This window comes from Caulobacter flavus, assembly GCF_003722335.1.
Taxonomy (GTDB): domain Bacteria; phylum Pseudomonadota; class Alphaproteobacteria; order Caulobacterales; family Caulobacteraceae; genus Caulobacter; species Caulobacter flavus.
Genome location: NZ_CP026100.1, coordinates 1,706,411 through 1,722,272, shown reverse-complemented (window position 1 = coordinate 1,722,272; position 15,862 = coordinate 1,706,411). Strand labels below are relative to the sequence as shown.

At 68.2% G+C, this 15,862-nt stretch carries 6 protein-coding genes; all 6 read right to left on the bottom strand.

Annotated features, from left to right (window positions below):
- Positions 1-8: 8 nt before the first annotated feature.
- The 6 genes from C1707_RS08065 to C1707_RS08040 all read right to left on the bottom strand — a co-directional run bounded on the left by C1707_RS08065 (position 9) and on the right by C1707_RS08040 (position 15,861).
- Positions 9-3,770, bottom strand: a complete 3,762-nt coding sequence (locus C1707_RS08065) for an NACHT domain-containing protein (RefSeq protein WP_101714111.1) — start codon at positions 3,768-3,770, stop codon at positions 9-11.
- Positions 3,771-3,848: 78 nt separating this feature from the next.
- Positions 3,849-5,402, bottom strand: a complete 1,554-nt coding sequence (locus tag C1707_RS08060; protein WP_101714110.1) for a site-specific integrase — start codon at positions 5,400-5,402, stop codon at positions 3,849-3,851.
- A 401-nt stretch (positions 5,403-5,803) separates the two neighbouring features.
- Entirely contained in the window at positions 5,804-7,351 is a 1,548-nt protein-coding gene (locus tag C1707_RS08055; RefSeq protein ID WP_101714109.1) for a TolC family outer membrane protein, read from the bottom strand.
- Entirely contained in the window at positions 7,348-7,941 is a 594-nt protein-coding gene (locus tag C1707_RS08050; protein WP_145998429.1) for a hypothetical protein, read from the bottom strand. The genes C1707_RS08055 and C1707_RS08050 overlap by 4 nt, the downstream gene beginning before the upstream one ends.
- A gap of 11 nt (positions 7,942-7,952) precedes the next feature.
- On the bottom strand, positions 7,953-8,396 hold the full coding sequence (locus C1707_RS08045) for a toxin-activating lysine-acyltransferase (RefSeq protein ID WP_101714107.1): 444 nt from the start codon (positions 8,394-8,396) through the stop codon (positions 7,953-7,955).
- An 82-nt stretch (positions 8,397-8,478) separates the two neighbouring features.
- Positions 8,479-15,861 carry a hypothetical protein gene (locus tag C1707_RS08040; protein ID WP_123170729.1) on the bottom strand — a complete coding sequence of 2,461 codons (7,383 nt, stop codon included), beginning with the start codon at positions 15,859-15,861 and terminating at the stop codon, positions 8,479-8,481.
- Position 15,862: the final 1 nt, after the last annotated feature.

The following is a 15,862-nucleotide window of genomic DNA, read 5'->3' as shown; positions in this document are numbered from 1 at the left end:
CGCCATGGCTAGAACTGCTCGCTCGACCGACGTTCCCGTTCTTGCTCGTTGGTGATCGCCCCACGCAGCCGCGCCGCTGTCGCCACCGCCCACTCGCGGACTGCCTGGTTGTCGGAACTTACAAGGCGCTCGACCAGCGCGAGTCTCTTGCGATAGCGGCTTTCGATACCTCCGTGGAAAGACCCGGAATGGAAGCGCGTCTCAAACTGCGCAAGCACGGCAGCCTCAGCACCCGACCGCGTCATCAGCCACAAGGCCAGTTGCGTCCACTCCAAGCGGTCCTCGACGACCACGAAGTACGCCACGTGGCGGGCCGCAAAGGGTGCCCGCACCACCGGCGCGTGCTCCACCCAGGCCTTGAGGACCTCAGGGGCAACGGCCCCGATCGGGCGACGATCATCGGGTTCGTCATCGTCGTTTCCGCCGAGCAGCCACGACCGGGGAAAGTAGTCGTCCGGAGCATAGCCCTCCAGCGCCGCATCGAGCCCCGCGTCGGGTTGAACCGCGAGGATCGCCGCCGCGACGTCGTCTTCTTCAAACCCAGATAAGGAGGGCCCCTTCGTCAGAACCCAGCGAAGCAGGGCCGCCGCAGTCGCCGCCGCGGCCTCCCCATGCAGCGCGTGCTTCACGATGGTCTCGAGGCTGTAGCTTCGGCCGACTCCTCCAACAGTTCCGTCCGCCGATCCGGCCGCGACAGCGGCAAGAACGGTCAAACCGGCGGATAGCAGGCTCTCATCAAGGGCGACCTCGCTTGCATCGTGGAAACGCATCCCCAGCACGTCGACCGCCGGCGCTAACCCACCAGGCAGACGAACGAGAAGACACAGGATCCGACTGAGAAGTTCGTTGGGGATCGAGTGCGTTCGAGCTCCATACTGGAGGTCGGAGAATGTCTCGGTCCTGGCCTCGCCCGCCTCGAGAGACGCCAAAATCCGCTCGGCCCCATCAACGCCGATCGGAGCGACGGCAGCCTCAAGGCTTACGACCCAAGGGCGCAATGTCCGGTCCGATGATGCGTCGGCTAGCCAAGCTTTTGCCCTGGCTAAGTCGCGCTGGGCGGCGCGCTCCAGATAGCCAATCAGCACCGAGACGTTCTGAGCGTCCGGCGAGGTGCTCCGAGTTGCGTCCAGCAACTCAGCCCAGCCGGCCTCCAGATCCGAGGCGCCGAGAGCCAAGCCTTGGCCAAGCTCGCGAGCATTGTGGGCACGGTCGCCGATCGCGCGGCCGACGAACTTCAACCGCGCTTCCCGCCGAGCGGTCAGCGCGCGTCCGAAGCTCCGCTGCCGCTCGTCAAACTGAAGATAGTCGGCGACTTCATCGCTATAGGGTTCGCGCCACTTTTGCTCCTTGCCTTCGATCCAGGCCGCGTACTCATCCTCATCCGAGCGGGGGCGCATGTCTTCCTCAAGGCGCATCAGATCGTCCGATAGCTGTCCTTTCCCCCTTCGAATTGACCGCACAGCCCGGGAGACGGCGAACCAGCCATCGCGCCAGAATGTCTCCGCAGCGATCGCGTAGAACGCACTCACGGCCAAGTCACCCGCGATCAAGGTCTTGGCCATTTCCTCCAGTGCGTCGGCGACCTGCGGCATCACCTGCTCGGCGAGTGTCGGCTCCAAGCTCGTGGCGAGGTCGATCGCCTCCTTGAACCAGGCTCGGCATTCTTCATTGTCGGCGGGGATCCACCCTTGCGATCGCGGTCTGGCGCCAAACGTCGGCAGCAATTCCTGACCCTTGGGCCGAACCTGCAAAGTCGCCACCAGGGCCTCGAGACCGAAATCGCGGTCGACTGGGTTCGGCGATCCCAGAAGCGCTCGCAGCTTTGCGAACCTGTCACTTGGGGCGGCCATCGTCCCCGACACTACGACTTGGAAGTAAGTCGCGGCGTATCGACGGATCGATCCGTGATTTGCGCCAAGCTGCAAGCTGGACAGCTCGATCATCGCGTCGATCACGCCGTCAAACAGATCTGGTTCGTAGCCCAGCGCGACCAACAGCTTCGCAGCCTTGTCCCGGAGCAACCACTTGAACGTCACATCGACGGGATCGGCGGTCTTGATGACGGCCGCGACCAGCTCCAGCGCCCGACGGGGCTGCAAGGGCGCCAAGTTCGCCAGTCCATCCCAGGCCTCGGTCCCGGAGCTGCGGTCGACGGCGTACATCTGACCTGGCGCCAATAGGGACCCCGCGATCGCGACGGCGGCTTGGTTCTTATGCAGAAGGCCCAGGCGCTTTAGGAATGAGTCTCGCAAGCGCTCCGGCGCTCTGTGGACAAGCCGCTCCTCGATGACCCCAGGCATGGCGCGGGTAAGCGCCCTCTCGGCCAGGCGCGCCGCCAGGGCGTGCGGCAGGATCGCACGCTGCTTTCCGCGTTGCTGGGCCAGGCCTCGATCCTGGAGATCCCTCAGCTTCGCATAAAACTCCTCGACCTCGACCCGAGCCAACGAAGCCAGGATCGTCAACTCCTCCGGAGGATCGACCACGATCGCGCTGACAAGGGCTGCGGCTTCAGCGACCTTGTGAAGCGTCTCGTCTGGCTGACGCCGCTGAGTCAGAAACAGCCGGTCGAGCAACTGCTCGTCGTCGAGGGCAGCCAAGGTCTCCCCCTGGGCGGTCCCGGCCAAGACCAGGGCAATCCGTGAGTTTCCTCCCGCGAACAGAACGATGCGCTGGCTGTCCGACCCGCTGAGCTCCGGGTGTCTTTGCACCAGGAGCTTGGCGATCATTGCATCGCCTGCGGGATCGAAACGCAGGGTCGTCGTCTCGGGCAGACGCCCATCCGCAATGTCAAAGTCGATGGTGAGCAAGCTGACCTGGCTCCCCACCCGGTCGATGATTTTTTGCAATCGCCGGTGCTCTTCGGCCGGACAGTTGTCGACGATCAAGACAGTCCTGACGCGGCGGTCAACGAGCTCCCCCGCCATCGACGAGGGTGAGACTTCCAGCGCAGCGCCAATATCTGCATAGACGGCTAGAGCTGGAGAGAGACACCCTGTGCCGATCCGCTCATCAAATAGCGCTTCGGCGAAGCGCGTCTTGCCCATCCCCGATAGCCCGACGAGCCGCACAGCCTTCCGCGGCTCGGCAAGTAAAGCGCGCGTTTTGACGATCGCCTGCTGAGCGTTGCACCCCTCCCCCTGAACCTCAAAGTGTGCACGGGCCGTCGCGTCCTCAAGATAGGCTTGCCCCGACGGCGCGTTCGGCGAAGACCAGGCCTCCCAACCACTCCAGCCACGTGCTGGCCTACCGGCCACTTCGAGCAGCCAAGCCGAAACACCTGGATGGCGGGAAGCCCAGCGCGAGAGGCGGTCGGCGTCGTAGAAGTCCAACGTCAAACGATCCGCATGATCGAGCGTTTGAACGGCAGCGCGCATCCGCTCCAATCGCCTCTCCTGCATTTCGTGTGAGCAGGAATCGCGCCCGCTGGCGATGACGTAGGTCCCGCCGGCAGCCGCAAGGTCGGCGATCGATTGCCGGTCTCTGCCATTGAGCCGGATTTCCGCTTCAACCTTGCCCGGCGACATCAGCTCCGCTTTGACCTGAATCCCGACGGGAAAGGCCGGCAGGAAATCGAGGCCCGCCCCATCCGATGTGACCCTGAGGTCGAGACCGCCGTCAGCGGCGTTCTGATCACCACCAGCGGTCACGCCCGCAAGTGGACGGCCAGCCAAGCGGAGCTCCGCCTCGACCAAGCGGATCAGAAACTGACGCAGCTGGACGTCGTCCAGCTTGCGGACGTCGTTGGCGGTGGGGCTTAGGGGCGAGTTCATCGCGCCAACTATAGGAAGCTCTACCAACGAGCGCAGCTATTGGTCGCGCTCTATCGGAACTGCGCAGACGGAGCCCGCCTAGAGAAATGCCGTCGGCGCAACCTTCCATTCGGCGCAGAGCGTACGCAGTTCCGGCATCGAGATGTCCCTCATCCCCCCGAGCAACTCGGTCGCGCTCGGGCCGCCAAGAAGTGAAACCAGGTCCGAGGGCGCCTTGCCTGCGCTCACCATCGCGCCAAATAGCGCGTTGGCCGTGCCGAAGCCTATGGCCTCCGGCCCGACCGACGCCTTCGCCGTGGTGGGCGCCGAAGCTTTGACCTCCGGCTCGCTTCGTAGGGCCATCGGCGGCGGGGCCGCTACGCCGACCTCGTCCTGTTCGAGAAGATCTACTTGCGGGCGCCAGAGACCTGCCTCGCGGGCCAGCAGCGCCTGGATATGGAGCGAGGTCTGATCTGCGGCCGCGACCAGGATCTTGTCGACGTGCACGTAGCGCTGCGTCACACCATGCGACGCGTGCCCTAGGAGCGCGCCTATGGTCAGTTCAGCATAGCCAAGCTCGGCGGCCATGGTCGCGAACGTGTGCCTCAGGGTGTGGGGCGTCACGCCTTCGATACCCGCAGCAGCGCAGAGCCTCTTCAGGACCCGTTCGATTGCGACAACGGGGCCATCTCCACGATCGCTCGGAAAGACGTAGCCGGCTGTGGCGCCTTGCCCCTGGAAGGCTACGAGCTCGCGCGCAGCCCGGCCGATGATCCGTCTCTGGGCCCCGGTCTTCGTGTCGGGGAACCGGACAGTCGGACCACTGACCCACTCTTTGCGCAGGCCGAGCCCCTCTGATCGGCGAAAGCCGGTTACGAGCAGCATCTCGACGCCAGCAAGCCCCGCCGGCGCCTCGCCCCTCTCGGCCGCGCGCACCATCTCGCCGCCCAGGGCGACGATCTCCTCTTCGGTCAGCCGGCGATCGCGCTTGCCGATCGGCACCTGGCGGACCCCGAGGGCCGGGTTTCGTTCGATCAGCTCCCAACGAAGGGCGTGGCTGAACATCGCGCGCAAGGTCGCGATGGTCCTTCCGGCGACACCACTTCCCCCCTTCGTCGTAGCGCCCCGCCCCTTTCGCTTGACGCTCTTCTTGGTTTTACCGGCAGCGACGTCGGCCTGGAAACGCTCGACATCGCCCAAGGTCATAGCCTTGACCTTTCGCGTGCCCAGCAGCGGCCGGATGTGATCCTCGATCCGCGTCCGATCGTTCTTGATCGACGAGACTTTCATCGGCGTCCGACGACGGCTGAGCAGTCGGCCGGCCATCGCTTCCTCCAAGTACCAGTCGCAGATCTCCCCGACCGTTACGCCCCCACGGGCAGCCCGCCGCACTACGGAGGGATCCTCACCCGAAGCCGCTACACCGAGCTGCTTCAGGGCGAGTTTTCTCGCCTTCTCCGGGGTCAAGACCGGGTACTTGCCCAAGACCATTCGCCGGGTCTGGCATTCGGCGTTTCGATACTGGACCAGGAACGACCTTGAGCCGCCGGGGCTCACTCGGACCCCAAAGCCCTTGAGCTCGGTATCCCAGATTATGCGGTCATGCTCGCCGACAACGAGCGCCTCCACGAACGAAACGGTGAGCTTCGGCACAATACCCTACCAAATGAGTATTGCTTCCAACTTTTTCCAAGCGCCCTCTGGAAGCACATTGGAAGCAGCTGGAAGCAGATTTCGGAAAAATCCGCCACAGCCCCAACATGCGCAGAACTACGAAAATGTTCAACAGTATCAAAGCCAAATTCGCGCCGTAGCGTAAGTTTGGATAATCTGTAGGATGTAACTTTTTTATTTCGTAATGCGTAGGTCAGGTGTTCGAGTCACCTAGGCGGCACCACTTCTTCTCTTTTTCAGACAACGACTTGCGGACCAGCTGGTCCTGACGGCCCGTCGTCGGCGACGCGCGTAGCGGCCGTTCGCACGTCATCGGCCGCGCCTCGCGGTCCGCGGCGCTGGGTCGGAGTCGTGGCGGATTCTGGACCGCCGGCGGCCCTCTAGGGCCGCTGGGCCGCGTTGGGAGTCGTGGTTCCGACGGTGCGCGACACCTCGGCGGCGGCGGGGGCCATCACCGCCGGACGGCCGCCGCCGACGGGCGGAACGCGCAGCGGGTCCAGCTCGCCCCGGCCCACGCGGTCGAGGGCGGTCAGCAGACCTTCCCATGGCGCGGCGCCCTTCCGACGCACCTCGCGCAGGTGGGCCGACGGATCGTAGAGCCGCACGCCGGTGGTCAGGACGCCCATCTCCAGCAGGCCCAGCTGGCGCAGCAGGGCGGCCTCGGCCACGTAGGCGTCGCGGCGCGAGCTCAGCAGCGACAGCTGGGCCTCGCGCAGGGTCTGCTCGGCCACCAGCACGTCGAGGGTCGAGCGCTGGCCGACCCGGAACTCCTCGCTCATGCCGTCGAACGCCACCTCGGCCGCGGCCACCTGGGCGATCTGCACCTGGATGTTGGCCCGCATGGCCGCCGCCTGATTCCAGGCCGACAGCACGTTCTGGATCACCTGGCGGCGCGCGGCCTCGATCCTCAGCCGGTCGGCGCCGTTGCGGTCGAGCGCGCCGCGATAGGCCGCCTGGTAGGCCCCGCCGGCGAACAGCGGCTTGCTGACCGAGATTGTCGCCGTCCAGGCGGTGTCCTGGTCCTGGCTGTAGAAGGGGGCGAACTCGCCCGAGACGCCATAGGCGGTGCGGGCCGTCACCCGGGGCCGGGCGGCGGTCTTGGCCATCTGCGCCTCCAGCCGGCTCTGCTGCTCGGCCAGGCGCGCCTGCTCCAGGTCGGGATTGCCCTCCTCGGCCCGGTCGAAGGCCTCGTCCAGGGTGGCCGGCAGCAGCGGCAGCGGCGTCTCCGGCGCCAGCTCGCCGGGGTTCTCGCCCACCAGGGCGGCGTAGGTCGCGCGGCTGGCCTGCAGCTGGACCTGGGCGGCGGCGATCTGGGCCAGGGCGGCCTGGCGCTGGGCCTGGGCCTGGGCCACGTCGGTGCGGGTGACCTCGCCGGCCTCCTGCCGCGCGGTCGTGATGTCGAGCTGGCGCTCCAGCGCCGCCAGGTTGCGGCGCCGCACCTCCAGGCTCTGCATGTCGCGGCGCACGTCGGCATAGGTGGCGATCACCTGCAGCAGCAGGTCGCCTTCCGACACCCGCAGCGCCGTGCGACCGCCGCGGATGCGCAGGGCGGCCCCCTCGATGGCGCCGCTGGCCTGGCCGCCGCTGTAGAGCGGCTGCTCGAGCACGACCATGGCCTGGCCCTGATTGGTCTCCAGCCGGCGGCCGACGGTGGGATCGGCGACCAGGCGCAGGGCCTGGGCGGAGTCGCCGAAGCGGTTGTCGGCGTAGTCGGCCGACACCTGCAGCTCGGCCGAGGGCCGCACGCCGGCATGGGCCTGCACATAGGCCTCGTCCAGGGCCCGCAGCTCGTAGCGCTGGCTCTGCAGCGACGGGTTGGTCTGGTAGGCGCGGGCCAGGGCGTCGGCGATGTCCTCGGCGCGCGCGCCGGCCGCCCCTGTCGCCAGCAGCGCCAGCGCCAGCGCCGCCCCGCGTCGGACCGGCCTCATGGGCTCAGGGCTTCGCGCTGGAAAGCCTCGTCTCCGCTCGCCCCCGCCGCGTCGCCGCAGCCGTTGGCGCGGGCGGCGGCCAGGGCCGTCTCGAAGCCTTTCAGGCGAAAGCGACGCGGCGTCGCCTCGCGGTCGGCGCGGATGGTCACCGTCACCGCCCCGGCCAGCCGGTCGCGGGGGATCAGCACCACCCCGCCGGTCGGGTTGAACAGGTTGTCGCCCGCCAGCGGCTCACGCCGCTCGGCCAGGGCCGGCTGGTCGTCGCGCCAGGCCGTGGGCGCGCGGTCGTCGACGCTGTACCAGGCGTCGGCGACGTCGACCTCCTCGCCCAGATGGAAGCCCAGCACGCCGCGCGCATAGGTGATCCGGCCCTGCAGGACGCTGGACGGCGCATAGAGCCGGCACCGGGTCTGGCCCGTGAAGCCGTCGCGCTCGATGCGCATCTCCCAGCCCTTCAGGTTATAGGCCTTGGTGCGGACCTTGTAGCCCGCAAGCCGGCGCATGCCCTCGGTGGGGAACGGGATGGAGTGCGGCAGGCTGGGCAGGGACAGGCCCAGGACCCCGGCCGCGGCGACGGTGGCGAGCAACACGAAGGCGAGGTCTAGGCTTGGGGTTGCGGGGGGAACGAGGCGACGGCGCGGGCCCCGTCGACGACCGTGTGGTACTTGAAGGGCTTGCCCTCGAAGACGTTGGCGGAGAGGTCGGCGAGGATCTCGTCCTGGGCGCCGAACGGCGCCACCAGCTCGATCAGCCAGGCCCGGTCGCCGGCGCGCCACTCGTCGGGACGCAGCTTGGGGGCGCCGGCCGCCAGCCGCGCCTCGGTGTCCTCGTTGACGAAGGCCCAGAAGGCCACCGCGGCGGGGCTGTTGGGGCCGTTCCAGACGCGGAACTGCTCGAGCAGGATCGGCGGCATGGCGAACCATTCCAGGTCGCCGATGAACAGCTGCTTGTGAACCGGCGACTGGGTCAGCAGCCAGGTGATTTCCCCCAGGACCTGGGAGACGGTCTTCTGCGGCGGCGTCTGCGGGGTGGTCCCATCGGCCATGGTCGAAACTCCGGGAAGATCGGCCGGCCCTCTCCGTGGGGAGGGCCGGCGCTTGAACGGGATTTGGCTTAGCAGGAAAGGCCTAGGCCGTCAGGGTCGTCTGGGCCTTGAGCCCGGCCGACGCCGCCAGCGGGACCTGGGTCGAGGCGCCGTCGCGGGTCCAGACCGCCGCGCCGCCGCCGGACTGGCCGCCGAAGCCGGCCATGGCCTGGCGCAGCAGGGCCTGGCGCTGGAGCAGGTCGGCGTCGACGATCCCGGACGCGAGCCGCCCGAGCCCGCGGCCGGGTTCGGCGTCCATGGCCGCCAGGCGCGCGCCCAGCGAGCCGCCGCCCAGCAGGCCACCGCCGGCGTCCTGGCGCCACCAGGCATCGGCCTGGCCCGCCGCGCCGCCATAGGCCGGACCGGCGTCCAGCGGCTCGCCGCCGGCGATCGACAGCCCAAGGTCCGCCGCGCCGAAGCCCACCCCCAGCCCGCCCGGCCCCGCGGCCTGGCCGGCCGCGGCCGCCTGGCCGGGGCCGCTGGCCGCCACCGTCGCGCCGGCCTGGGCGTAGCCCTGCTCGACCACGTCCTGGCGCGCCTTGGCGGCGGCGTTGAGGCCGTTGGCCTCGGCCTGGCCGGCGGAGATCAGCCGCACCTTGCCGGCGGTCTCCTGGCCGGTCAGCCAGCTGGCCTGCTCGGAGGCGCTCATCTTCTTCCAGCGCTTGGCGATCGAGGCGTCGACGCGGTCGTGGTCGCTGAAGTCCAGCTGGGCGGCGGCCTTGACCTCGTCGTAGCTGGCCCCGATGGCCTCCAGCAGGCCCTTCTTGGCCTTGATGCGCGCGGCCTTGGCGGTCGCCTTGGGGTCGTTGGACAGGCGGCCCAGTTCGCCGTCCTCGTCCTTGGCGCCCCACTCGGCCTGGTAGCCGCCCGCGTCGTAGCCCACCGAGCCCAGCACCCGCCGCGCCAGGGCCACGTCGTAGCCCTCGCCCGTGCGGCCGTCGGCCCAGATGAAGCTGATCGTGTTCTGCACGAAGCTTTCGGTGGTCAGAGCGCGGGTCTGGCCCGTCGCCACGCCGCCCAGGTTGATGGCCGCGATGCCGGCCTCTTCCAGGGTGCGCAGTTCCTTGGCGGTCGAGCGGCCGTTCTGGTTGGCGTCGACGAACAGCAGGATCTTCGAGAAGTCCCTGTCGTTCTTGTCGAGCAGGCCGTCGCCGTTGGTGTCCCAGGTGCGCAGGCCTTCCAGGTCGCTGGTCGCGCCCGGCTTGTCCTGCACGAACGACAGTTCCGACAGCCTGTTGATCGCCCCGTCGCCGTTGCGGTCCACGGCCAGGAAGCCGTCGGTCGGGCCGACCCAGCCGATGCGCGAGACGCCGCCGCCGGCGGTGCGGACCACCACCTCGGAGCTGTCCACCGCCGACAGGTTCAGGCCGTCGCCGTCCAGGTCCAGCGCGATCGGGTAGGCGTAGTCGTAGTTGTAGGAAACCGACTGCGTCCAGGCCAGGTCCAGCTTGCGCAGGTCGATCGAGCTTCCGCCGACCATCACGTACTCGACGGTGTTCAGGCTCTCGTACATCAGGGTGTTCGAGTAGCCGTCATAGACCATGTACTTCACGCCGCCGCCCTGGATCTTGATCCAGTCGGCCGCCTGCGAAGCGGTCAGGTTGGGGTTCGAGGCGTTCCTGGCGGCGATGTAGAGGTCGTTGCCCACCACCTGGTAGATCACGTCCTCGGCCGTCACGCTGGCGCCGAACACGATGGTGTCCTCGCCGCCCGCGTCGATGATGGTGTCGAAGCCGTCGCCCCGGTCGAAGGCGAACTGGTCGTCGCCGCCCGAGGTGCTGATGGTGTCGTTGCCGCGACCGGCGATGATGACGTTGCCCTTGTCCTCCCAGGCCGTGCCGGAGCCGGTGATGTAGTCGGCCCCGTCATAGGCGGCGATCAGGTCGAAGTAGCTGGTGGTGCCGTTGATCGTGTCGGCGCCGTCGGTGCCGCCACGGCCGAAGTCGATCGACCCGAGATCGAGCGCCCCGCCGTCGTGGCTGGCCAGCGACTTGATCTTGGTGTTGTTGCGCTGGGCGAAGTTGCCGCCGATGCGCGCCTGGGCGCTGTAGCCGCGCACCCCGACGTCGAGCCAGCCGTTGGCGCCGCCCGCCGTGCCGAACCACAGCTCCGAGAACTTGATGTCGCCGCCGAACGACAGGACGTTCCAGCCGGTGTTGTCCTCGACGATCGTGTCGGCGCCGTCGTTGCGGTACATGACGTAGGTGTCCGCGCCGGCCCCGCCGTAGAGGTAGTCTGCGCCGCCCCCGCCGACGATGGTGTCGTCGCTGGCGCCGCCGCCGATGCTGTCGGCGTAGGCCGTGCCGATCACCCCTTCGATGCCGATGAAGCTGTGGTTGGAGACCGTGCCGTCGACGCCGCGCACCTGGCCGTAGCCGCCCAGGGTGATGGTCAGCGCCGAGACCGTGGAGGTCTGGGTCTCGTAGTGACCGCCGGTGACGACCCAGTACTGGGAGTTGTCCCACTGGTCGCGTTCCCAGTAGCCGTCCTCGACCCACACCTGGTAGGTCGAGGTCCCGCTGGCGAAGCCCGTCGAATAGTCGACGAAGTCCAGTCCCTCGCCGCCGTCGTAGACGTCCTCGCCGTTGGTGGCCACCAGCCAGTCGTCGCCGCCCAGGCCCTCCAGGCGGTTGTGGAAGAAGTTGCCGGTCAGCACGTCGGCGGCGTTGGAGCCGCGCAGGTTCTCGATCTCCTGCAGCGTGTCGCCCTCGGCGTCGCCGCCCATGGCCAGGCCGGTCGACAGGTCGACCTCGACCCCGTGGGACGAGCGCGAGTAGCTGGCGGTGTCGAAATAGCCGCCGCCGACCAGCAGGTCGGCGCCCGCGCCGCCTTCGAGCACGTCGTTGCCGTCACGGCCGTAGAGCTCGTCGTCGCCGTCCAGGCCCATCAGCACGTTGTCGCCCGAGGTGCCGTAGATGCGGTCGTCGTAGTTCGAGCCGGTGGCGTTCTCGATGCTCAGCAGGCCCTCGCTCGTCACCCACGCGCCGGTGATCGAGTCGGTGACGACCGCCGCGCGGGTGGCGGCGTTGGCGGCGTAGCCGTCGGGATGCCCATTCCAATCCGGCGGACGGTAGTCGATGTCGAAGGCCACGCCGAAGCTCAGGCGCTCGGCGCTGATGGTGTCCTTGCCGTTGGGGTCGCCGTTGAAGTCGCCGTCGCCGCCCCAGAACCAGTTGAAGGTGGCGTCCTCGGCGATCAGGAAGGTGTCGTTGCCGTCGCCGCCCTGCAGCACTTCGGAGCCGACGCCGTCGACCAGCACGTCGTTGCCGGCCCCGCCATGCAGGCCGTCCGTGCCCTGCCCGCCCGACAGATAGTCGTCGCCCGCCCCGCCCAACAGGGTGTCGTCGCCGTCGCGTCCGATCAGGGTGTCGTTGCCGTCGCCGCCGTCGAGATGGTCGTTGCCGCCCCGGCCGTCCAGCCAGTCCCAGCCGCTGCGGCCATAGAGCGCGTCCCCGCCCGCGCCGCCGACGAAGATGTCGTCGCCGCCGTCGCCGGTCGACCAGTAGGAGTTGTCGACCTGCTCGTAGTCCCAGCCGTTCCAGTAGTAGTCGTACTGCTCGACCCAGACCGAATGGGTGTCGTCGATGGTCACGCCGCCGACGGCCAGGCGCTGGTCGATGAAGTCGTTGCCCGAGGTCGTCGCGCCGGGATTGGTGATCGTGTAGCCGACCAGCGACATGTCGCTGATGCCGACGATCTCGCCGTCGGAGGTCCAGTCGGCGACGGCCGCGTTGGCGACACGCGAGGTGGGCTGAGTGAAGAAGGCGTACGGATCGGACTCGCCCGTGGTCACCATGCGCATGTTGAGGCGGCGATAGGCCGTGCCCGGAGGCGCCGTCGCCGTACCGCTGATGATGTTGAAGTTGGCGAGGTTGCCCTGGTAAGCGCCGCCTTCCAGGCCCTGGCCGTTCATGTAGGTCGTGCCGATCAGCTGCCGGTTGGCGTCGTAGAACTCCATCAGCAACTGCGTGGTCGAGCGGTGCTCGGCCGCCTGGACCGAGGCCTCGTAGGCCACGCCGGCGATGGAGACGATCCAGTCCGAACGGTTGTCGACCAGCGCGCCGGCCGAGGTCGCCCCGCCGACATGGGTCCAGAACACGTCGTTGCCGTTACCCGACCAGTCGGCCGACAGATTGACGCCGCGGACGTAGTTGGCCACGCCCCAGGTGGCCATGTCCCAGCCGGCCAGGTTCTCGCCGAACCGGGCGTTGAGCACGTCGTTGTCGCCCGGTCCGTCCTTGGCCTGCGACAGGACCGAGAACAGGCCCTCGCTGCCGGACTTGCGGGCCTGGATCTCGGCGCCGCCGCCCACGGCGTGGATGCGGACGTTCTCGTAGCCGACGCCCTGGCCCTTCAGGTCGAAGCTGTCGAGGAAGCCGCGCAGGCCGCCGTAGAAGTCCGAGGCCGACCACTTGCCCAGGCCCAGCTCGGAGATCGAGTTCAGCTCGATCAGCCAGCCGGCGGCGAACTCGGTCGTCGGGCTGGCGGCGATCAGGGCGTTGATCTCGTAGCGGGATTCCAGGTAGCGGCGGTACTCGGCCGCCAGGTTCAGGTCGCTGGCCAGGGCCGTGATGTCGGTGGCCTGGGAGTTGGCGATCGCGCGCTTGGCGAAGATGTCGCCGCCGACGATCTTGGTGTTCTTGATCGCCACCGCCGTGCCGTAGCCGACGGCCTCGTCGGACGAACCGAAGTTCTTCTGGATCCCGTTCACCTTGACGTAGATCTGGTTGCCGGTGTGGCCGTAGACCTGCGTGGTGCTGTAGCCGTTCAGGTTCGAGACGTAGGCGGTGTCGTCGGTGTAGGCCACCATGCCGATGACGCCGTTCAGCGTGTCGCGGGCCAGGGTCGCCATCGAGGTGACCAGCGCGCGGTTGCCGCCGTTGGCGGTGACGATGCTGCCGACTTCGTAGCGGGCATAGGGCAGCTGCAGCACGGTCTCGGCGCTGGCGGTCGGCACCTTGGGCTTCTTGCGGCCGAAGAGGTTGCCGATCAGCGCGCCGATGACGAAGCCGATGAACGCGCCGATGCCCGGCACGATGATCGAGGCCGCGATCCGCCCGAACGAGGCCGCCAGCTGGGCGTGGATGGCCGCGGCGAAGGTCGAGACGATGCCCGCGCTGGTGCCGCTGCCGAAGGCGATGGTGCCCAGGGTCGAGCCCAGCGACGACAGCGCCGCGCCGGCCTGGGTGCGCACCGGCACCACCATCGACCCCAGCTTGGAGCCGAAGAAGCTGCCGATGGCGCTGCCCATGACGCCGGCGCTGTAGCCGCCGGCCGCGGCGGCCGACGTGCTGGTTCCGAACGCCTCGGCCGCGCGGAGCCCCTCGAACAGGGCCCGGCCGTTCATGGCGTTGCCGATGATCGTCGAGGTGATCGTCCCGCCGACGCTCTGGAACAGTTCGGCCCCGAAGCCCGACAGGCCCAGCGCCTTGCCCAGCTCCAGCGACAGATAGCTGCCGATCTGGCCGGCGACCGCGCCCTGAAACGCCTGGCCCAGGTCGTGATTGAAGTCGCCGAAGGCCTTCTTGATCTCGCCGTTGGCGTGGAAGCCCAGGTCGACGCCGTGCTTCAGGTCGATCAGCTGGCCGATGTTCTGGCCCACCGCGCCGAGCACCGTGCTGGCGGCGACGCTGGTGGCGACGTTGCCCTTGCCCAGATACGACCCCAGCGCGCTGCCGAGCGCCTGGGCGAAGTCGGCGAACCGCACCGGCGGGATTTCCTGCAGCACCGTGGCCACCGGACCGTCCTCGCCGCGGTCGAGGCGGCCGCGCTCCTTCCAGCCGCCGGCGCGTTCGACTTCGTAGGTGGTGTAGTCGACCACCCCGTCGCCATCCACGTCGTGGGTGCGATAGGTCCAGGCGCCGTTCTGGTCGACGGTGGTGTACTCGTAGACGCCGTTGGAGATCTGCTTGGCCGGGCTCCACATGCCGGGCTCGTCCGACAGCGGCGGCGGCCGCGAGGTGTTGTGCACGCGCAGGCCGCCGGCGATGTAGGTGTGCGTGAGGTCGACCTCGAAGTTGTAGACCGGCACGGCGGTCTCGGACGACACCGTCTCGGCGCCCGTCAGGTCGACCGCGCCGCCTTCGGCGTCGACGCCCCCGACGCCCGCGCGGACCATCTCGCCCACCGGCTGGAAGTCGCCGTTCGCCGTCAGGAAGGCGTGGCCGGCCGTGACCTCCACCCCGTTGGGCAGCTTCAGCCACTCGTGCGTCTGGCCCGGATAGACCTCGACCACCGTCGAGGGGGTCAGCACGCCGTCCTTGTCGAACGACCGCACGCGGTCGCCGACCCTGACGTCCTCGATCGGCTTGAGCGAGCCGTCGGCCATCAGCACGCCGACGCCGGCCAGGAAGCAGAACGAGTCCGTGCGCCGGCGGAACGCCTGCAGCAGGTCGGGCGTGGCCTGCTGCACCTGGCCGTTGCCCGCCAGATCGATGAACAGCACCCCGTCCGACAGGCGGGTGTACTTGTAGGACCGGCCGAGCATCAGCCCGGTCTTCTGGTCGAACTGGTAGAACGCCTCGGTCCTGACCTCGCCGGGCATGCCGAGCACGGACCGGATGGACTCGTCGAAGAAGGAGACCTTGAGCGTCGCGGCGCCCGTCACCCGGTCACGAGTCCGCTCCACGCGGTACTCGACCGTCTTGCCGTCGGCCCAGGGCAACCGGATGGTGTTGCTGGTGTTGCGGGTCTGGGTCGTCAGGAATATCTGCGCCGCCAGGTCGGCGCTCAGGTCGTAGTTCACCCGCGCGCGCTCGGCGTTCTGGATGTTCACCAGCATGCGCTTGACGATGAGGTCCTGGTACTTGCGCGACGAGACCTGGGGAATGCCGTTCAGGTTGATGGTGTCGCGGATCCATCCCTCGAGCGTCGAGGTGATCAGGTAGTCGTCGCGCCCGACGAGAACGGCCGCGGTCTTGCCGATGCCGAAGGCGCTGAGCGAGTACTCGATGGAAATGCTCTGGTCCAGGGGGCTGCTGAAGACCTTGAGCCCCATCTTGGCGAGGTTCTTGTACTCCACATCGAAGCCGGCGAAGGCGTGGATGTTCAGGTCGAACGGTTCCGTCCCCGCGACGGTGACCGTCGCTTTGCCGCCCTGGCTTTTGTACGAACCCTCCATGGCCAGATAGACCCCGCCCGTCTGCGGGTCATAGCCGATCTCGACGCCCGCATCGAAGGGGAGCAGGCCGATGTACTTCTTGATGCCCTTGACGACGGCGTGCTTGAAGATCAGCGGATCGGCGCCCGGATTGTCGATCCGGAACACGCCCATGCCGGGGTCGTTGCCGAAGTAGCGCTGCGTGAAGGCATGGATCAGCTGCGCGCCCTTTTCCGGCGTCTGCGCGACCAGATTCACCCGCCCCGCATAGGCGTTCAGCGCCTTGAGGAACGCAGGGACTTCCGTGGCGGGATTGCGCTTCGCCATA

What these genes read in the sequence shown, in the direction of transcription:
- C1707_RS08065 (WP_101714111.1), bottom strand. Translation starts at nt 3,770, where the DNA reads ATGAACTCGCCCCTAAGCCCCACCGCCAACGACGTCCGCAAGCTGGAC.
- C1707_RS08055 (WP_101714109.1), bottom strand. Translation starts at nt 7,351, where the DNA reads ATGAGGCCGGTCCGACGCGGGGCGGCGCTGGCGCTGGCGCTGCTGGCG.
- C1707_RS08045 (WP_101714107.1), bottom strand. Translation starts at nt 8,396, where the DNA reads ATGGCCGATGGGACCACCCCGCAGACGCCGCCGCAGAAGACCGTCTCC.
- C1707_RS08040 (WP_123170729.1), bottom strand. Translation starts at nt 15,861, where the DNA reads ATGGCGAAGCGCAATCCCGCCACGGAAGTCCCTGCGTTCCTCAAGGCG.